The sequence below is a fragment of the Nocardia sp. NPDC058705 genome, assembly GCF_042749305.1.
In the GTDB taxonomy this organism is placed as follows: domain Bacteria; phylum Actinomycetota; class Actinomycetes; order Mycobacteriales; family Mycobacteriaceae; genus Nocardia.
The window spans coordinates 312,601-332,161 of record NZ_JBHYRN010000001.1 but is presented as its reverse complement, the minus strand read 5'-3'; the positions used below and the strand labels follow the sequence as shown (position 1 = coordinate 332,161).

Annotated in this window: 17 protein-coding genes; 4 read left to right on the top strand and 13 right to left on the bottom strand. The window is 67.3% G+C overall.

The features are described 5' to 3' along the window. Positions 1–11 precede the first annotated feature (11 nt). From ACFW6D_RS01550 to ACFW6D_RS01500, 11 genes are all read right to left on the bottom strand, one after another. A complete protein-coding gene (locus ACFW6D_RS01550) occupies positions 12–1,817 on the bottom strand; it encodes an AMP-dependent synthetase/ligase (RefSeq protein ID WP_379323654.1) in 1,806 nt (601 codons plus the stop codon). Then, positions 1,810–2,265 (bottom strand): MarR family winged helix-turn-helix transcriptional regulator, encoded by a 456-nt coding sequence (locus tag ACFW6D_RS01545; protein ID WP_379323652.1) that lies wholly within the window; start codon positions 2,263–2,265, stop codon positions 1,810–1,812. The genes ACFW6D_RS01550 and ACFW6D_RS01545 overlap by 8 nt, the downstream gene beginning before the upstream one ends. Before the next feature lie 47 nt (positions 2,266–2,312). After that, positions 2,313–2,738: a cupin domain-containing protein gene (locus tag ACFW6D_RS01540; RefSeq protein ID WP_379324215.1), complete on the bottom strand. Its 426-nt coding sequence runs from the start codon at positions 2,736–2,738 to the stop codon at positions 2,313–2,315. Positions 2,739–3,038: 300 nt separating this feature from the next. Then, a complete protein-coding gene (locus tag ACFW6D_RS01535; protein WP_379323650.1) occupies positions 3,039–4,259 on the bottom strand; it encodes an MFS transporter in 1,221 nt (406 codons plus the stop codon). 7 nt (positions 4,260–4,266) lie between these two features. Continuing rightward, positions 4,267–5,052 (bottom strand): ABC transporter ATP-binding protein, encoded by a 786-nt coding sequence (locus ACFW6D_RS01530; RefSeq protein WP_379323648.1) that lies wholly within the window; start codon positions 5,050–5,052, stop codon positions 4,267–4,269. After that, positions 5,049–6,011, bottom strand: a complete 963-nt coding sequence (locus ACFW6D_RS01525; RefSeq protein ID WP_379323646.1) for a FecCD family ABC transporter permease — start codon at positions 6,009–6,011, stop codon at positions 5,049–5,051. The genes ACFW6D_RS01530 and ACFW6D_RS01525 overlap by 4 nt, the downstream gene beginning before the upstream one ends. A 92-nt stretch (positions 6,012–6,103) precedes the next feature. Next, on the bottom strand, positions 6,104–7,153 hold the full coding sequence (locus ACFW6D_RS01520; RefSeq protein WP_379323644.1) for an ABC transporter substrate-binding protein: 1,050 nt from the start codon (positions 7,151–7,153) through the stop codon (positions 6,104–6,106). A gap of 113 nt (positions 7,154–7,266) precedes the next feature. Next, entirely contained in the window at positions 7,267–7,944 is a 678-nt protein-coding gene (locus ACFW6D_RS01515; RefSeq protein WP_379323642.1) for a hypothetical protein, read from the bottom strand. A 112-nt stretch (positions 7,945–8,056) separates the two neighbouring features. Continuing rightward, positions 8,057–8,803: a phosphotransferase family protein gene (locus tag ACFW6D_RS01510; RefSeq protein ID WP_379323640.1), complete on the bottom strand. Its 747-nt coding sequence runs from the start codon at positions 8,801–8,803 to the stop codon at positions 8,057–8,059. A 90-nt stretch (positions 8,804–8,893) separates the two neighbouring features. After that, positions 8,894–10,585, bottom strand: a complete 1,692-nt coding sequence (gene ilvD / locus ACFW6D_RS01505) for a dihydroxy-acid dehydratase (RefSeq protein ID WP_379323638.1) — start codon at positions 10,583–10,585, stop codon at positions 8,894–8,896. A 52-nt stretch (positions 10,586–10,637) separates the two neighbouring features. Beyond that, entirely contained in the window at positions 10,638–11,480 is an 843-nt protein-coding gene (locus ACFW6D_RS01500; RefSeq protein ID WP_379323636.1) for an acyl-CoA thioesterase domain-containing protein, read from the bottom strand. A gap of 209 nt (positions 11,481–11,689) precedes the next feature. Between ACFW6D_RS01500 and ACFW6D_RS01495 the strand changes: the two genes are divergently transcribed. After that, the gene (locus ACFW6D_RS01495) at positions 11,690–12,940 is read left to right on the top strand and encodes a hypothetical protein (protein ID WP_379323634.1); all 1,251 of its coding nucleotides are present in this window, start codon (positions 11,690–11,692) and stop codon (positions 12,938–12,940) included. 6 nt (positions 12,941–12,946) lie between these two features. Here ACFW6D_RS01495 and ACFW6D_RS01490 read toward each other — a convergent pair whose 3' ends face one another. Then, the gene (locus tag ACFW6D_RS01490; protein ID WP_379323632.1) at positions 12,947–13,879 is read right to left on the bottom strand and encodes a fatty acid desaturase family protein; all 933 of its coding nucleotides are present in this window, start codon (positions 13,877–13,879) and stop codon (positions 12,947–12,949) included. Positions 13,880–14,016: 137 nt separating this feature from the next. Next, positions 14,017–14,469 (bottom strand): hypothetical protein, encoded by a 453-nt coding sequence (locus tag ACFW6D_RS01485; RefSeq protein WP_379323630.1) that lies wholly within the window; start codon positions 14,467–14,469, stop codon positions 14,017–14,019. A 186-nt stretch (positions 14,470–14,655) separates the two neighbouring features. On the opposite strand from ACFW6D_RS01485, the gene ACFW6D_RS01480 reads away from it, so the two are divergent. From ACFW6D_RS01480 to rph, 3 genes are all read left to right on the top strand, one after another. Beyond that, positions 14,656–15,597, top strand: coding sequence for a sigma-70 family RNA polymerase sigma factor (locus ACFW6D_RS01480; RefSeq protein ID WP_379323628.1), 942 nt, complete (start codon positions 14,656–14,658; stop codon positions 15,595–15,597). A gap of 99 nt (positions 15,598–15,696) precedes the next feature. Beyond that, a complete protein-coding gene (locus ACFW6D_RS01475) occupies positions 15,697–16,548 on the top strand; it encodes a YybH family protein (protein WP_379323626.1) in 852 nt (283 codons plus the stop codon). Between the two features lie 401 nt (positions 16,549–16,949). Beyond that, positions 16,950–19,550, top strand: a complete 2,601-nt coding sequence (rph, locus tag ACFW6D_RS01470) for a rifamycin-inactivating phosphotransferase (protein ID WP_379323624.1) — start codon at positions 16,950–16,952, stop codon at positions 19,548–19,550. Positions 19,551–19,561: the final 11 nt, after the last annotated feature.

The window sequence follows — 19,561 nt, the reverse complement described above, 5'->3', positions numbered from 1 at the left end:
CGCGGAGTGATTCAGGCTCGGTACAGCTTGTCGATGTCGTCGGCGAATCGTTCGGCGACCACGTGCCGCTTCACTTTCATCGTGGCGGTGAGTTCGCCGGATTCCTCGGTGAGGTCGCGGTCGAGGACGGCGAACTTCTTGATCGATTCGGCATGGGAGACAGTGCTGTTGGCGTCGTCGATCGCCTGCTGCACTTCGGCCAGCAGCGCCGGATCCGTGCGCAGGTCGGCGATGGTGGCGTCGGCCGGGCGGTTGGCCGCGGTCTTCCAGGTCGTGAAAGCTTCCGGGTCGATGGTGATCAGTGCGGTGATGAACGAGCGACCGTCGCCGATCACGACGGCTTGCGAGATCAGCGCGTGGGAGCGGATGCGGTCTTCCATCGGGCCGGGGGAGACGTTCTTGCCGCCCGCGGTAACCAGGAGGTCCTTTTTGCGGCCGGTGATCGACAGGAACCCGTCGGAGTCGATGGCGCCGAGGTCGCCGGTGCGCAACCAGCCGTCGTGTAGCGCGGTGGCGGTGGCGTCTTCGTTATGCCAGTACCCGGCGAACACGATTCCGCCGGCCAACTCGATCTCGCCGTCGTCGGCGATGCGCACGGCGTTGCCGCCCAAGGGATGTCCCACCGAGCCGATCTTGACTGCTCCCGGCACGTTCACACAGTGCGCCGCGGTGGACTCGGTCAGGCCGTAGCCTTCGTAGACCGGCACGCCCATTCCGCGGAAGAAGTGTCCGAGCCGAGGTGTCAGCGCCCCGCCGCCGGAGATGACGTACTCGCAGTCACCGCCGAGTGCATCCCGCAGCGGGGTGTAGACCAGCCGGTCACACAGCGCGTACTGCGCACGCAGGAGCAGCGACGGCTGTTTCGCGAATCCGCCGGTGTGATCCAACGTTTCACTCCACCGAACCGCGGTCTGCTCGGCGAATCGGAACACCGCAGCCTTGACCTTGCCGCCTTCGCGCGCCGTCTTCTCCGCGCCGTCACGCACCTTCTCGAACACCCGCGGCACGCCCAGGATCGCATTCGGCCGGAAGCGGGTGAACTGTTCGGTGATCGTCTTGAAGTCCGACCAGTGCGCCTGAGTGGTGCCGGATTCGAACGCTGCGAGCGACACCGCCCTGGCGAGCACGTGCGCGAGCGGCAGGAAGGTGAGAATGCGCTGCCCGGGATGGGCGACCTCGCCGATACTGGCGGTCAGGATGCCGCGGACTTCCGAGAGGAAGTTGCGATGGGTGAGCATGCAGCCCTTGGGGCGGCCGGTGGTGCCGGAGGTGTACACCAGCGAGGCGAGGTCGTCGGCGCGCAGGCCGTCGAGCCGTTCTTGCAGGCGGTCGGCGGGGAGGTCGGTGCCGTCGGCGATCAGTGTGGCTTCGGCGCCGTCGTCGATGACCACCGTTCGTCGCAGCGTTTCCGGTGCGTCCGCGAGCAGGTCCTTGTGTCGAGTGGTCTCCACGATCGCGAGCGCCGCGCCCGAATCCTCGAGGATCCAGCGCACCTGGTCGGCCGACGACGAGTCGTAGACCGGGACGGTGACCGCACCGGCGGCCCAGATCGCGAAGTCGAACAGCGTCCACTCGAAGCGGGTCGCCGACAGCAGCACCACCCGGTCGCCGGGCTGAATTCCGTTGGCGATCAAGCCTTTCGCGACCGCCGACACCAGGCGCGCGAACTCCTCGGCAGTGATATCGAGCCAGCGATCACCGGCGGGCCGGGAGAATAGCACCCGCTGCGGGAACTGCTCGGCCTGGGTGTAGACCGAGGCGACGATGGTCTCGTCCTCGGTGATGGTGAATGTGGCCGGCGCGGTGAACTCACGCATGCTCGCCTCCAAGGGGTTGATCGGGATGCTGGAAACGCCGCAGCGCGTCGGCGAAGTCGGCGATGTCGTGGGCGGTCCAGTCGTTCATGCGCTCACTGAGCAGGGCGAGGTCCTGCTGGATCGAGGCCTCGTGCGCCTTGCGGCCCGCCGCGGTCAAGGTCAGGGGATAGCCCGCGCGCAGACTGCCCTCACCCGCCGTCACCCAGCCCGCGTCGATGCAGGTTCGCAACTGTCGCGACACCGTCGAGCGATGCACACCGAATGCCTCAGCGAGTTCGGTCGCGCGACAGCCCGGATTCCGCTCGATATACGACAACGCCGACCGCTGCGCGAACGAAGGGATTCCCTCCGTTGCGGGGTGCCCCGCAATGGTTTCGCGGACGATCTGGGTGAGCGCGTCGTGAACCGCGACGAGCTCGGGCGACCATCCACCCGACTGGTGTTGCATGATGCAACTATAACCCCGCCGCGCTACGAGAGGCAGCGACCCCCGTCTCAGCTCCGGAAATCCTCGAAATCGAAGCCCGGCGCGACCACGCAGCTGACCAGGACCTCCTCGCCGCCAGAGGGCCGGGCGGCCTGCCAGTTGCCTGCCGGGACGAGTTGCTGCACGCGATGCCCTGATTCGATGGCGGGTCCTAGGATCACGGTTTCGGTCGTGGCGGGTGCGTCGCCGTCGCCGCCGAGCAGAAGTTCCAGTGGTCCGCCGCGGTGCCACATCCAGAGTTCGTCAGAGCGCACTGCGTGCCAGATCGACTGCTCGTTCGGGGGCAGGAGGAACAGGATTCCGGTCGCGGCGGCGCGTGTGCCCGGATAGTCGGTGGGGGCGAAAGTGTGGGCACTGCGCCAGGTTTCGCGAAACCAGCCACCTTCGGGATGTGGCAGTAGATCGAGGGTTTCGGCGGTCGCCGGCCGGTGCAGGAGTTCGGTGTGGCGGCCTGCGGGGCCACGCCGTGCCCACCGGATGTCGCCGATGGATCGGTGTCCAGTGGTGACCGACGCATCGCGCGTGCCGACGAGGACCTGTTCGGTGGCGGGCAGCGTGTCGGCGATCAGGAGCGCGGACTCGTCGTCGGCGGCCCAGGTGGTCCGGTCGTCGTCGGGCAGTTGCTCACCTGCCGACCGCCAGGCGTCGAGAGTGGTGACCAGGAGTGGATCGGTGTCGGTCGCTTCGCAGACAAGGGGTTTCATGACATCGAGTGTTCCCGAAGATCGCGGGTATCACCGGTTTCCGTGCCGCAGCACCAGAGCGCTCGCCAGTAGGGCTGCGGCAACGGCGCACCACGGTATGGCGGCCCATGGGCCGTCGCTCGGCATCACGTCGACCAGGACCCCGATGACCACCGAGCCGACCAGCACGCCGATTCCGCCGATGGAGGCGAGGAGCCCGTAGTAGGACCCGAGGCGACGATTGCCGGCCATGCGCGGCACCAGATCTCGCGAGACCGGGATGACGATCATCTGCCCGAGCGCCAAGAGCAGGACGAACGCCGCGGCCGGGATCAGCCCGGCCACGCCGTGCAGGCGCGCGGGCGCGAGCAGTGCCATCACCACGAAGGCCGCGGCCATCACCGTCAGCCCCACGGGTAGGGCCGCGGCAGTGCGCGCCCGCCGGGTGACGGGCAACTGGGCGACGACGACGAACAGGGAGGACAGCGCGAAGTACCAGCCCAGCGGAGCCTGCGACCCCCACGCGCGCTCGACCTCCAGCGGCAGCAGCAGATACATCTGGTTGTATGCCACCAGTTGTGAGCTCATCGCGACCGCGAATATCAGGAAGGTCTTGTTCGCGAGGACTTCTCGCCAGCCGTCGACCCAGGTTCCGCCGGCGTGGGCGCCGGGTCGTGCGGGTAGCCACCGCAGGTGCGCCAGCAGGATCGCGACGAAGACCGCGGCCGCGACCAGGCACACGACAGCGAAATCGACCACCAGCAGCAGCGACCCGAGCAGCGGACCGGTGAACGCGCCGATCTGACCGAAGGCGGAGAACAGCGCGAAGGCATCGGTGCGGGACGGGCCGTCGCCCGCGGCGGTGGCGAGCGCGCCTTCGACAGCCGGGGAGAACAATGCCCCCGCGAACCCGATCAGGACGGTCGCGACCACGATGCCCGCAACGGAGGTGAACCACGCCAACCCGAGGAAACCGAGAATCCGGCACACGCACCCGGTGACCACCACCGGTTTCACACCCCACCGATCCGCGAGCGAGCCGCCCACGAAGAACAGCCCCTGCTGCGCGAAAGTCCGTAGCCCGAGCACCGCGCCGACGAACGCCGCACGCAGACCGAGGTCCTCCGACAGGTACACCGACAGATACGGCAGCACCATGAAGAAGCCCACATTGAACGCGAGCTGGGTGAGGACGAGCAGCCGAACGGCCGGGTTCGCGGCCGCCAGGTTCGTCAGCAGCGACCACCGGCTGCGGTGAGTGGTATCGGGCACGCCGGCCTCAGTGCACGACGACGGGAATCGGCCCCGGCTCGAACAGAATGGACAGCCGCCCCTTGGCCTCGTCGACGATCACCTCGGCGCGAACGTTGTAGACCTGGGCGATCAACTCCGACGTCAGCACCTCGGCGGGCGGTCCACCCGCCACGACGCGGCCGTCCTTCAGCACGATCACGGTGTCGCAGAACATGGCCGCGAGGTTGAGGTCGTGCAGGGCGATCACGCTGGTGACCGGCAGCCGGGTGACCAGTGCGAGCAACTCCAGTTGATGGTGGATGTCGAGGTGGTTGGTCGGCTCGTCGAGCAGCAGTTCGCGTGGTTGCTGGGCGAGGGCACGGGCGATCTGCACGCGCTGCTTCTCCCCGCCGGAGAGTCGGTGCCAGAGCCGGTCGGCCTTGGTGGTGAGGCCGGTGTGCTCGAGCGCGTCGGCCACCGCCGCGTCGTCGGCGGACTGATTTCCGCCGAACGTGCCGCGGTGGGGGATGCGTCCGAGGCGAACGACATCGCGGACCGTGATGTCGACGTCGGTGTCGGCGTGCTGGCTCACCACGGCCACCGCCCGCGCGATCTCCTTGCGCTTGGTGGTCGCGAGGTCGTTGCCGTCGAGGGTGACCACACCCGAGGTCGGTCGCACGACACCGTTCAGCAGGCGCAGCAGCGACGACTTGCCCGACCCGTTCGGACCGAGCAGACCGACGGTCTCGCCCGGCGACGGCGTCACCGAGACCCCGTCGACGACGAGCGCGCCGCCCCGATTCCAGGTGACCGCATCGGCGTGCAGGGTCATTGCGCACTCCTTCGCCGGGACAGGATGACGATGAACGCGGGGACACCGACCAGGGCGGTGCCCACACCCACCGGCAACGGGGTGGGCGCGAAGGCGACGCGCGAGCCCGCGTCGACCCACACCATGAACACCGCACCCAGCAATGCGGTCGTGGGAATCAACCGGCTGTGTCGGGGGCCGACCAGGAACCGTGCCGCGTGCGGGAGCACGAGTCCGACGAACCCGATCGCGCCCGCGACACTGACCAGAGTGGCGGTGATCAGCGCCGTGACCAGCAGGAGCATGAGCCGGACCCGCCCGACGGCGATGCCGAGCGAGGCCGCGACATCGTCACCGAACGAGAAGGCATCGAGCACATGGGCGAAGTACAGGCACACGGCCGTTCCGAGGAGAACCACCACCGCGCACAGCAGGACGTCGTCCCAGCGGACGCCTTCGAGCGATCCGAGCAGCCAGAACATCACGCCCCTGGTCTCGTCGGAATCGGCGAAGGCGAAGATGACGAACGAGGTCAACGCCGAGAACAACTGCGTGCTCGCGACGCCGGCGAGGATGACCCGGTCGTTGCTCCCGCCGGACATGCGAGCGAGCAACAGCACCAGCCCGAACGCGACCAGCGAGCCGATGAACGCACCGCCGGACAGACCGAGCGCGGCCCCGCCGACGCCGAGCACTCCGACGATCACGGCACCGGTCGACGCACCGGAGGAGATCCCTAGGACGAACGGGTCGGCGAGCGGGTTGCGCAGCAACGACTGCATGATCACGCCGCAGATGCCGAGTCCGGCACCGCACGCGGCGGCCACCAGCGCGCGGGGCAGGCGCTCCTCCCAGACGATGGCGTTCTTCGACACCCGCACCGGGACGTCGGTGAGTCCGAGGTGATTGAGCAGCACGTCGCGGACGTTCACCGCCGAGATGTCGGCCGGGCCGAGGATGACCGCGACAAGGATGGACAACGCGAGCGCGACGATGCCGCCGAGGATCAGCGCCGCGACGACCCAAGGGCGGCGCCGAACGGATTCGGGGGCGGTGTCGGCGCGGGTGGCGGTCAGTTCGGCACCTTCAGGTCGCGAAGGCCTGCGGCGACCTTCTCGAGGCCGTCGACCGCGCGGATCGACGGGTTCATCTCCGCGCCGTGCAGGGCGATGTAGCGCTTAGCGCGCACGGCCTGCAGATCCCGTGTCACCGGATCGGATTCGAGGAAGGCGGTCTTGTCGGCCAGTCGGTCGCCGGGGAAGCGGTTGCGCAGCAGATCGCCGAGGACGAGCACCTGCGGGTTGCGTTCCAGCACGGTCTCCCAGCCGACGGCGCTCCAGTCGTCGGTCAGATCCGCGAAGGCGTTGGTGGCGCCGACCGTGCTCGCGAGCAGGTTCGCCGAGCCGAGACCGCCCGCCATGTAGGGGCTCTGGGTGTCGGCGAACCAGAACGCCGTCGACACGTTCGACCGGTTGATTCCGGCGATGGCGGCGGCCTCGCGGGCGCGCAGTTCGTCGATGAGCTTCGTGCCGCGCGCGTTCACGTCGAACACCGCGGCGAGCTCGCGGATCTCCTGGTACAGCGACTCCATCGTCAGCGGTGTGGTGCGCTTGCCGCCGCCGTTGATGCTCACCCCGTTGTCGCAATCGGTGGGCGAGAGGTAGGACTCGATCCCGGTCTCGGCGAAGCGGGCGCGCTCGGCGACCCCGCCCTGCTTGAAGTGCCTGCCGAACGAGGCGGTGACGAAGTCCGGGTCGGCGTCGAGGACGACCTCATAGGTCGGTGCGTTGTCGGCGAGCCGGGGGACGGAGGCGTTCGCCGCCGCCAGGTTCTCGCGGATCGGATCCGTCCACGAGGCGGTTCCGACCACGCGGTCGCCGAGACCGAGGGAGAGCAGGATCTCGGTCGAGCCCTGATCCAGCGACACCACGCGCTGCGGTGCGGCGTCGAGGGTGATCTTCATACCGCAGTTGTCGACGGTGAGCGGGTAGCTCGTGCTGCCTTCCCCGCCGACCGCGGTGCCGGTCTCGCCGACCTGTTCGGATTGCCCACAGGCGACGAGCACACTCGCCAGTGCGGCGGTGACGCACACGAGGCCGATCCGGCCCACGGATTTCTTCACGTTCGTCAGTGCCTTCTGCTCGTCCAGTGGATGTCGCCCCGCACGATCACGCTTGGTCGAGGACCACATCCGTACCGGAGACGCACTGGGAACGTAGCAGAAGTAAACCTAACCTAACTAACCTGGGGTGCGCCCGCGTCGGCCTTCCACATTTGCATCGCAAGCCACAATGCAGCCACTGCCACGAGCGCGCCCCAGACGATCCGGCCTGCGTGCGGCAGGAAGTACTGCGGCAGCATGGTGACCAGCAGCGCGGCCAGTGGGACGCCGCTCCAGCGGTGGAGAGTGCCCGAACGCCACACCGCCATCGCGGCGAGCACCGCGGCGACCGCGATCAGTGCGAGGCCGATCACGAAGACGGAGACGGCGGTCGAGTCGTTCCGGAAAGCATTGCCGACCTCGGCCATCGTGGCATCGTTGTCGGTGACGGCACGCTGCCCGATCGCTTTGAGCCCGTACACTTCCGCGCCGTAGTACGAGATCGTCAAGGCCGACCCGATGTACCCGATAGTCGCGGCGAGAGCCGCCGAGTTCTCGTTGCGGGTGCCCTCGAAATACCTGCGCAGTGCGCCGTAGCCGAGCGGAATGAGGATCAGTCCGACAATCGCGGCAAGGTGTGCCACGGCCCAGCCCGCACTGGCCCATGACTCGGCGGCTTCGAGCGAGGTCTGGTCGGTGACGCGCGGCGCGGCCACCTCGTAGATCAGAAACAGGACTCCGGCGAACGCGAACGCCAAGGCGCCCGAGCGAACTCGTCGATTGGGACGTGATGCGAGATCAGAGACGGACAAAACGCGCTCCTCGAGATGGCCCGATCATCATTGCGAGATCAGTGCTCTCGTTTTAGAGTAGCGCCCTTCGTGACCGAGCGGTAGACACCGCCGCGAAACGTTCGGGGTCCGGTCAGTGTCGAATCGCCTGGGTCCGCAGGACGTCGACCTCGCATCTCGGCGCGTTCGGGTCGAAACCGTGCTCGACCAGCCATCGGACTCCGCGCAGGCTGCGCAACGACCACCACGCGCTGATCACGTCGAGGTCGACGTCGGTGCCGTACCCGGCGACGACGTCACCGAGGTGTTCTTCGTGGCCGAGCGTCAGGGTGGCCAGGTCGTACAAGGCATCGCCGCGGGCCGCCTCGGACCAATCGAGCACGCCGGTGACCTCGTCGCCGTCGACGAACACGTGGGCCACCTGGAGGTCGCAGTGGGTGAACACCGGCGCCCACGACCGGAGCGCGGCCTCGGCTATCCGGCGATTGTGGGCGACCAGGTCGGCGGGAAGAACCCCGTTCGTGAGAAGCCACTCGCATTCGCCGTCGAGTTCCAGCGTGAGGTCGTCGACGCTGCGACCCGGCCATGGCGGTAGCGGTGCGTCGTGCAGCATCCGCACCGCGGTACCCGCCGCGAACCACGCCGCCGACGACGCGGTCGACGGCACACCGAGGTGGCCGAGCGGCGTCCCAGGGAGGGCGGCGAGCGCGAGCACGGGCGGCTTGCGCCACAGGACTTCCGGCGTCGGGATCGGCGCCATGGCCATCGCGTCGACCTCGACGTCGGTGTTGCGCTGATCGGCGTCGATCTTCAGGAACACCTCGCCGACGCGTAAGGTCGCGCGCTCGTGGTGGGCGACAACGACTTCGACTGCTTCCACGCCGGTCATTATGGGCTCGGAGGAGGGCCGGCGTCGCCCGGTTATCGCGTGCGAGGGGCCGACGGGAGCAACCCGTCGGCCCCTGCCGGATCAGCCGGTGACGGCGCCGTGGGCGGCCGAGCTGACGAGCTTGCGGTACTTGGACAGCACGCCCGAGGTGTAGCGGGGTGGCAGTGGCTCCCAGCCGATCTTGCGGGCGGCGAGTTCGTTGTCGTCGATCTCGACGTCGAGGATGCGGTTGGCGACGTCGAGGATGATCGGGTCACCGTCGCGGACGAAGGCGATCGGGCCGCCGTCGACGGCTTCGGGGGCGACGTGGCCTACGCACAATCCTGTTGTGCCGCCGGAGAATCGGCCGTCGGTGAGCAGTAGGACGTCTTTGCCGAGGCCCGCGCCTTTGATGGCGCCGGTGATGGCGAGCATCTCGCGCATGCCGGGGCCGCCCTTGGGGCCCTCGTTGCGGATGACGACCACGTCGCCTGCCACGATCGTGCCGTCTTCGAGGGCGTTCATCGCCGCGCGTTCCCCGTCGAACACCCGGGCCGTGCCGCGGAAGACGTCGGAGTCGAAACCGGCGCTCTTCACGACCGCACCTTCGGGGGCGAGCGAGCCGTGCAGGATGGTGAGTCCGCCGGTCCGGTGGATCGGGCGATCGAGGCGGCGGATCACGTCACCGTCGAGGCCGAGTTCGATGTGGGCGAGGTTCTCGGCCATGGTCGCGCCGGTGACGGTCATGACGTCGCCGTGCATGAGACCGGCGTCCAGCAGGGCTTTCATCACGACGGGGATGCCGCCGACCTTGTCGACATCGTTCATCACGTAGCGACCGAACGGCTTGAGATCGCCCAGGTGCGGCACCTTGTCGCCGATCCGGTTGAAGTCGGCGAGGGTGAGGCCGACACCGGCCTCACGGGCGATGGCCAGCAGGTGCAGCACGGCGTTGGTCGACCCGCCGAGCGCCATGACAACGGTGATGGCGTTCTCGAACGCCTCCATCGTCATGATGTCGCGTGCGGTGATCCCCTTGCGCAGCAACCCGACAACGGCCTCGCCGGACTTCTCGGCGTAGTCGTCGCGGCGACGGTCCGGCGCGGGCGGAGCGGCCGACCCTGGCAGGCTCATCCCGAGCGCCTCGGCGGCCGAGGCCATGGTGTTGGCCGTGTACATGCCGCCACACGCGCCTTCGCCGGGACAGATCGCACGCTCGATCCGATCGACCTCGGCGGGGGTGATCAGCCCCTTGATGCAAGCGCCGACCGCTTCGAACGCGTCGATGATCGTGACGTCCTTGCCGTCGATATTGCCGGGCAGGGTCGAACCCGCGTAGAGGAAGACACTCGACAGGTCCAGCCGCGCGGCGGCCATCAGCATGCCCGGCAGACTCTTGTCGCACCCTGCGAGCAGCACCGACCCGTCGAGGCGCTCGGCCATCATCACGGTCTCGACGGAGTCGGCGATGATCTCCCGGCTGACCAGCGAGAAGTGCATCCCCTCGTGCCCCATCGAGATGCCGTCGGACACCGAGATCGTGCCGAACTCGAGCGGGAATCCACCCGCCGCGTGGACGCCGCGCTTGACCGCCTTGGCCAGCCGGTCGAGCGAGAGGTTGCACGGGGTGATCTCGTTCCAGCTCGAGGCCACCCCGATCTGCGGTTTGACCCAGTCCTCGTCACCCATTCCCACCGCGCGAAGCATGCCGCGCGCGGCAGTTTTCTCGAGTCCGTCGGTGACATCGCGGGAGCGCGGCTTGATGTCCACGGGCTGTTCGGAGTCGTGTGCCATAGCGCAAGCCTACGAGCCCGAGCTACGAGATCACTACGTCGGACGGTGTCGTTTATCCGGCGGCGAGGCTGGATGACGGAGTTCCGATAGCTCCCAGGTCGGCGGGACCGTGGGCATTGGCGATGGAACTTACTGTGGCGGTGCCGAATACGCCGTGCCGGTCGTACATCGCGGCAGTGCCTACCGAGATTCCGTCCTCGGCCATCCGGTCGAGGGTGACCAGTCCTGCTTCCTCTCCCTCGGGAAGCCGAGACAAGGTGAGAGTGGCGTCGGCATTGATGTATTCCAGGCCGCAGCTGCCGAGGTTGGTGACCACATTCGTCACATCGGCCAGCCCCGCGACGAACTGGAAGGGAGTCGGTCGTTCACCGACCACAACCGTGATCGGACGGTGCCAGATCCCGGTCCGCGCGGGGTTGTGGTGAGTGTGGGCCTGCGGACTCCACCCTTCTACTTCGCTGAAGTACACGCGATCCTGATCGGGCGAGGGCTCCCGGCCAGCAGGCGGCGGTGCGGCGGTCGTTGTCGGCGACCAGCAGCTGCCCTCCGGTGTCGGCCCGGGGCGTAGACAGAGCGCGCTGGCGCGGGCGACCGGTCGATCGTCTTGGATCAGGATCGCATCCAACAGTGCCAGGCGGCGCCCGTCTCGAACGACGTCGACGCGAATTGTGCAGGGCCGCATGAACACTGGGCGGAACAGATCAAGTGTCCACCGCACCGGTCGCAAGTCGGTCCGCTCACGAACGAACAGTTCCCGTTCCACCGCGCGAGCCAGGACCGCTCCCACCGCCATACCGCGCAACTGCCCGCCGACCCAGCCACTACCTGCCTCGGGTTCGGGATGAAGGACCTCCGTGCGACCACTAGGTACTGCCCGAAAGAATGCGTGACTCATCGGCGGACTCCTCGAAACATGGGCAGCCTCGCCGGATACGCGGCATCGATGGCACGGGACCGGCAGATGCCCCAGGTCTGCGAGTCGGCGATCTCTCCATGATGCGACCATCGGAATCGGGCGGCCACTCGGCTGTGGCAGATCACAGAGACGAACGTGCCTGTGACAATCCCGTCGGCACGTCGGAAAGCAGCGGGTTACGGTCGGTTATGGCCTACCGATCGGCAGTACTCGGGGCGATGCTCATCGTGATGTCGTTGCTCAGCGCGTCCAGTCCGTCCGGTCGAGGGGAGGACGATCCGCCGCCGGCGCGTGCGGCGGATGTGTTGGTGTCGGTGACGGAGTCGCCCGGGTTCCTGCAGACCGAGCTGGTCGGGAGTCAGCGCGCACCCTTCTTCGAATTGCGCCGTGACGGCACGGTTTTCACCACCGTGGGCCGCGGTGCCGAGCCGAGCATGCTCGGTGTCTACTGGGCGCGGCTCACCGAGAAGGGCATCGAACAGGTGCGTGCGTGGATCGGTGCTGTCTCGTTCAACGATGCCCACTACCGCGAGCGCACGACCTGGACGGACCAGCCGACGACGTCGGTGTACGCGAACTTCGACCAGCCGGTCGGTGTGTCGGTCTACGGCTTGGACACCAAGCCCGGTTCGCGATCGGACAATGGTGAAATGCGCCGGTTGGCAGGGGTGATCGACCGTTTGCGAGAACTTCCCGACAACGAAGAACTCACGGAGCAGCGACGCGCGCCGTACACGCCGGCCGCCATCGATATCGGGTTCCAGCCCGCGGTGCCCAGAGATGGCGATCGGCTGCCCGTACCGATCAGATGGCCGTTCGCTACGCCACTGACGCAGCGCGCCCTTGGCGTCGGCGGTTACGGGCGGGTGCTGTGCGCGACCATCGAAGGCTCCGAAGTGGCCACGGTGATGGAGCTGATGGCCGGACAGAACAAGTACACCCGACCCCACTGGACGACGGGGGCGGCACCGGGGTCCGGACAGCCCACCTCGGTCTTCGTGACGATGAACGCACTGTTGCGCGGTCAATCCGGTTGCAGTGCGCCGGCATCCGATCGGGCCCCGTCGGATCGTGCTGTCGTGGAACCGCTCCAGAAGGTGGTGCTCGCCGATCCGGCTACCTGGACCGGCCTGTATCCGGCGGACAGATTCGTCGGCGCGAGCAGCCTGGAACTCTATGCGGCGGTGCCGATTCTGGTCCGTGAACTCGAGGCCAGAGATGCGAGCGACACCGGAAACAGCACCGAATTCCACGTGCCGACCGGGTCGACCCTCTCCTGGTACGACTACCGATTCGTGGCCGCCGAAGTGGACGGTGCTCGCTATATCGACCTCGAGGCCCGCTACCAGGGCAGTGCTCCCGATCGGTGGAAGCCGCCGACCTGGCACGCCCGCATCGCACTCGGTCCCGAGACCGTCACCGACCTAGACCTGCGATGAGCGCGCTCAACGCAATTGGATCGGGCCGCGGAGTTGGCGGGCGACCGCGGTGAACCAGCCGAGGTGATAGTTGCTGCCTTCGGCGTCGAATCGGGTGCGCAGTTCGTACCAGCGCAGGCCGGGGTGTCGGTGATGCACGTCGTGGAGGTTGAAGCTGAGGGCGAAGTGTTCGAGTGTGCGGGGGAGACGCAGGTTCATTGCCGCTCTGGGTGATTCGAGGTCGGTCGCGTAGTGGTAGGCGTTGTCGGAGAGGGAGATGATCAGTGCGCGGGCGCCGATCGCGGCGAGCAGCATCCAGCTGTGCGGGCCGTAGGCGAGGAAGGCGGCGGTGTGGACGGCGACGATCGCGGCGGCGTCGGTGCGGAACTTTCCCAGCACCGCCGGTCGCGCGACTCGTTCGAGCACCAGGCCGCCGATCGAATCCGGTGCGTCCACCCAGCGTCCCAGCGCGCGAATGGCGCGTTCAGGCAGCACCCCGAGCAGCAGGGTGACCACTTCGAGCGCGTATAGGCCGCCGAAGAGGGTGAGATAGAAAGGGACAGCGGCACGCCGTCGACTGATCTTCGCCGGATCGTAGATCTCGCTGCGCTCGCGGACCCGGCTGTAGCGATGATGCAGCAGGTGGCCGACTTTCAGCATCGCGAACGGTGACCCGTACACCACCGCCAGCAGTCGTCCCATCTGGTCGTTGCGGGTCCGATCCCGTAGCAGCGACCCGTGTACGGACTCGTGGATCAGCGACCAGAACGGGGTGGTGGTGAACGCTAGCGGTAACAGCAGCCAGCCCCACGCGGTGTCACGTGGCAGCAGCACCAGCGGGACAACGAACAGCTGAATCGCACCAATTGTCAACGCCAGCACGATGAGTCGGATATTGACCAGGTCGCCGCCGAGTGTTCGCAAGCTGCCGGAGGAGCCCGGTCGGCGGGTTTCGGTCATGGTGCAGCGTCGCTCCGTGTAGATCAGCCAACTCCCACCCCCATCGTGCCACCAGCGGACGGTCGGCGACAGGTTCGAAGGCGCGATGAACCAGGTGTTGGCCGAGAATTCAGAATCGACGTGTCAGGGGCCGGGCGCTAGTCCTGGAGGTCGGTGTCCAGTGCGAGAACGGGAAGCTGGGTCACGGTCCAGGCTGCCAGTGCGGTCGATGCCAGCACGTGCACCAGGTAGATCGAGCACACCAGGCCGATGCCGTAGTCGCGCATCCAGGCGCCGAGCGGTATCAGGGCCACCAGATCGAGACCGAGCATCAGGATCGACAAGAGGAGGGCAGGGGCTGCCCACGAGGGCGGTTCCGGCGCGGCGGGACCCTGGATCTCGGGTACGGGCGGGCTCTCGGGTGCGGGGGATGCGAGCGGGGTATCGCAGTGGTTCTCGGTGACCATTGTGTCCTCACGGGCAGTACCGGTGGATGCGGTCGACACCACGTCGTGTGCGTCCGGCGCAGGGATGCTGTGTACTTGCTGATCTGTCAAATATTCGATGTCGCGGATGTCTTGGATCGGCGTGCGAAGTGAAAACTTCGGCATCTGCAATCTGTTGGCAACTCTACCAAGACGGCCCGTCAGGCGGCTGTTCTGTGTGTGAAAACTGTTGTCCCACAGTGCAGCAACCACTCGCGGCTGGACGCCGATCGGGTCGCCCTCCGGATCGGAAACCGGGAAGGTGCGGTTTGCCGCCGGTACAGACAGTGCGGGTGTGCCATGATCGGGAGGGTGGACAGCGTCGATGATTCCGCTGCTGCGCGCGCCGAGTTCGATCGCCTCGTCGGTCCGCTGCGCGCGGAACTGCACGTGCACTGCTACCGGCTCCTCGGCTCGGTGCACGATGCCGACGACGCGCTGCAAGAGGCATTGCTGCGCGCGTGGCGCTCGCGCGAGAACCTCGCCGATACACAGAAGTTCCGGCCATGGCTGTACAAGATCGCCACGAATCGCTGCCTGACCATGCTCGAGCGGCGTGGCCGTCGCGAACTTCCCATGGACACCGCACCGGATTCGCCTGCGGCCGAACGGATCTGGCTCGAACCCTATCCGGGTATCGGCGCCGAGCCCGGACCGGAAGCCCGGTACACCGCGCGCGAGTCTGTCGAATTGGCCTTCGTGGCCATGGTCCAGCAGCTTCCTGGAGTGCAGCGCGGTGCGTTGCTGTTGCGCGATGTCCTCGGGTTCACGGCGAGTGAGACCGCCGAATTGCTCGACGTGACCGTGGCCGCAGCCAACAGCGCCCTGCAACGCGCCCGCGCCGGTATCGGACAGAATGCGCCGTCGCAAGCGCCCGACGATCCGCAGGCCCGACAACTCGCCCAGCGCTACGCCGCCGCCTGGGAGGACGCCGACGTGGACGGCATCGTCGCGCTGCTCGCCGCCGACGCCCGATACGCCATGCCGCCGCTGCCCGAATGGTTTGCCGGGCACGCCGCGATCCAGGACTTCCTGGTCACCGGCCCGCTGCGTTGGCGGTGGCGTTTCCTGCCGACGGTGGCGAACGGCCAACCCGCGTTCGGCACCTACTGGTGGGACGACGAACAGTCGGTCTTCGCGGCAATGGCCCTCGATGTGCTGACCCTGCGCGACGGCGCGATCACCGAGGTGGTGTCGTTCCTTGACCCGGCGCTGTTTCCCCGTTTCGGGCTTCCCGCCGTCGTAGCCGAGTAATTTTGCGCCCGACGATTACTTCGGCGCCCCACGCGGGGTCATATCGGTAGTGGGACCTTCCCACCTGCCGAGACCTCGGCACACCGAAGGGAGACCGTCATGTCGCACGACGAAACCCAGATCCGCACCCTGATCCACGAGTGGGCCGCCGCCGTCCGCGAAGGCGACCTCGACACCGTGCTGGCCGACCACACGTCCGACATCGTCATGTTCGACGTTCCACCCCCGCAGAACGGCGTCCGCGGCATCGACGCCTACCGCCGGACGTGGCCACCGTTCTTCACCTGGCTCGCGAACGGCGCGGCGTTCGACATCGTCGAACTGGAGGTGACCGCAGGCGCCGACGTGGCCTTCGCGCACGCACTACTGCGGTGCGGCTCGCCGGAAGAGCTTGCCGCCGAACCGGATACGCGCCTTCGCCTCACCCTCGGCCTTCGCAAGGAAGGAGACCGATGGGTGATCGCCCACGAACACCATTCGTTCCCGGACACAACCGCCGACCCGACCGCCGACGTCGAGGAGATCCGCGCCCTGCACCAGCGGTGGTTCACCGCGACAGCGCAAAAGGACCTGGACAGCCTGATGGTCGAAATCGCCGACGACGTCGAATCCTATGAACACGACGCGCCGCTGCGCTACACCGGCGTCGACAACGTTCGCGAGGTATGCCGCCGCGGACTCGAGTCCGCACCCGGTCGCGTCACCTGGGATGTTCCCGAGATGCAAGTGCAGGTCCGCGGCGATCTCGCCGTGGTGTGGGGTCTGAACTTCATGACCGCCGAAGGCGCGAACGGCCACCTCGACCGCTCCTGGTCACGCGGCACCCGGGTCTTTCGCCGCCGCGGCGGCCGCTGGGTCCTCGTCCACCAGCACGTGTCGTACCCCTACGACTCGGCGACAGGCGCGGCGGTCACCGATCTCGTGCCTGACGGAGAGGTGTTGCAACAGTAGGGAAATCGCGACGCTTGCCGCTTCAGTGCGATTCACCCACGGCGGCAGGCCTCGCGATGAGCTGGTGCCGGAAGGTCTTACCGAGGCTGTCGACATCGACCTCCCGTGTGTCCATCGGTGGCCGCGGGCGGCGAGCTCGATGGCGTCGAGGCCGTTGCCGCCGGCGACATCGAGTACCCGCAGGCCGGTGCGGGGGAGATGAGGCGTCAGATTGGCGGCCGCCGTGGTGTATCGGAGTTTGCCCCAAGGGCCGGCTTGCCACTGACGGAAGGTCGTCAGCTTCTCGACTCGTCGTCGCTTCCCCCTTCTACTGTATACACGATTTCAGGCCCTCATGAGACGCTGAATCGTGGTCCATAATCGCTCGCGAAAGACCGAATCGGCAGGTGAGGAGTGGCGAGATGGTTTATGTGCTCGGGTTCGGTGAGGTCGATGCGACGCAGGGGGCGATCGTTGGAGGGAAGGCGGCGAACCTCGGTGAGTTGTCGCGCATCGGTGGGGTGGAGGTGCCTGCGGGATTCTGCGTGACGACGGAGGCGTTCGCGCGCACGGTGGCGGGAGTGGACGGGCTCGATGATCGGCTCGACGAGTTGTCACGGCTCGAGCCGGGGGAGCGGGAGGCGATTTCGATGGTGAGCGGGCAGCTTCGGCATGCGCTCGAGGAGGTGGTCGTTCCTGACGAGGTGGCGGCCGCGATCCTCGACGCGCATGCCGGGCTCGGCGTCGACGGCGCCTATGCGGTGCGGTCGAGTGCGACGGCCGAGGATCTGCCGACGGCATCGTTCGCCGGTCAGCAGGACACGTACCTGAATATTGTGGGGCCGGAGGCGATCCTCGAACATGTCAAGCGGTGCTGGGCTTCGTTGTTCACCGAGCGGGCTGTGACCTATCGGCTGCGAAACGGGTTCGACCAGAAGAACATTCAGATGGGTGTGGTCGTGCAGCGGATGGTGTTCGCGCGCGCCGCAGGCATTCTCATGACGGTCGACCCCGTTACCTCCGATCGGCGGGTCGTGACCATCGACGCTGGTTACGGCCTCGGCGAGGCGCTGGTGTCCGGTCTCGTGAACGCCGATCTCTACCAGGTCCGCGACGACCACATCATCACCGCGACGATCGCCACCAAGAAGGTCGCCGTCGAGCCGGTGCCGTCGGGCGGAACGCGTGTGCGCGACATCGCACCGGAGCGACAGAACGAGCCGGTGCTCTCCGGCGACGAGGTGCTGCGGCTCGCGCAACTCGGCCGCCGCATCGAAGCGCACTTCGGCACACCCCAGGACATCGAATGGTGTTGTGACGGAGAGCAGTTCCGCATCGTGCAGAGCAGGCCGATCACCACCCTGTTCCCGATTCCGCACGCCGACGACGGCGAGAACCACGTCTACGTGTCGGTCGGCCATCAGCAGATGATGACCGACGCGATGAAACCGCTCGGCCTGTCGGTGTGGCAGTTGACGAGCAATGCGCCCATGCGCGACGCGGGCGGTCGACTGTTCGTCGATGTCACCGCGATGATGTCCTCACCGGCGAAAGGCGCCGCCCTGGCTGCGGGCCTCGGCAAGTCCGACCCGCTGATGGGCGACGCACTGCACACCGTGCTCGACCGCAAGGATTTCATTCGCCAAGTGCCAGAAGAGCATTCCGCCGCACCCGAGGGCGACGCACCGCCACCGATCGAGACCGATCCGGGCATCGTCACCGAGCGGATCGCACAGAGCGAGGCCTCCCTCGCGGCACTGAAGCACGACATCGGCGACCTGTCCGGACCGGCGCTGCTCGACTTCATCCGATCCGACATCCAAGGCGAATTGCGACGAGTCCTGTTCGCACCGCCGGGATTGCAGATGATCACGGCCTCGATGGACGCCACGGAATGGCTCAACACCCAACTGCTCGAATGGCTGGGGGAGAAGAACGCCGCCGACGTGCTCAGCCAGTCGATTCCCGGCAACGTCACCGCCGAAATGGGCCTGGCGCTGCTGGATGTCGCCGATGTGATCCGCCCGCATCCCGAGGTGGTGACCTACCTCGAGCAGATCGACAACGACGACTTCCTCGACGGGCTGACCGACTACCCAGGCGGCGGCGAGGTACGCGCCGCGGTCGAGGCATTCCTCGACGAATACGGCATGCGATGCGCAGGCGAAATCGACATCACCCGCCCACGGTGGGCCGAAAGTCCCAGCACCCTCGTACCGACAATCCTCGGCAATATCGAGAACTTCGAGCCCGGTGCGGGCAAGCGGCGTTTCGATGACGGCCTGCGCGCCGCCGAACACTGGAAACACGAAGTCCTGCAACGCCTGCGCACCCTCCCGAACGGAGAACAGAAGGCCGCCGAAACCGCGCGAATGATCGAGCGCGTCCGCACCTTCGCCGGATATCGCGAATACCCGAAATACGGCATGGTCAGCCGCTACTTCGTCTACAAGCAGGCCCTCCTGCGCGAGGCGCAACGGCTGGTGCAGGCAGGCGTGCTCCGCGACCCCGACGACATCTACTACCTGCGATTCGACGAACTGCACGAGGTGGTGCGCACGCACCGAGCAGACCAGGAGCTCCTCGACGAACGCAAAGCCGCGTTCCGCTCGTACCAGTCGCTCAACGCACCGCGCGTACTCACCTCCGACGGCGAGGCCCTCACCGGCGTGTACCGGCGCGAGGACCTACCGACCGGCGCACTGCCCGGCATGGCGGTCTCGGCCGGGACGATCGAAGGCCGCGCCCGCGTGCTCTCCGATATCGCCCAGGCCGCCCTCGATCCCGGCGACATCCTGGTCACCGCCTACACGGATCCGAGCTGGACCCCGCTGTTCGTCGGTATCGCGGGCCTGGTCACCGAAGTCGGCGGCCTGATGACCCACGGTGCGGTGATCGCGCGCGAATACGGACTCCCCGCGGTGGTCGGCGTCGAACACGCCACCGAGCTGATCCGCGACGGGCAACGCATCCGCGTCCACGGCACGGACGGTTACGTGGAAATCCTGGCGCAGAGCCGCTGACCTCCCGGACG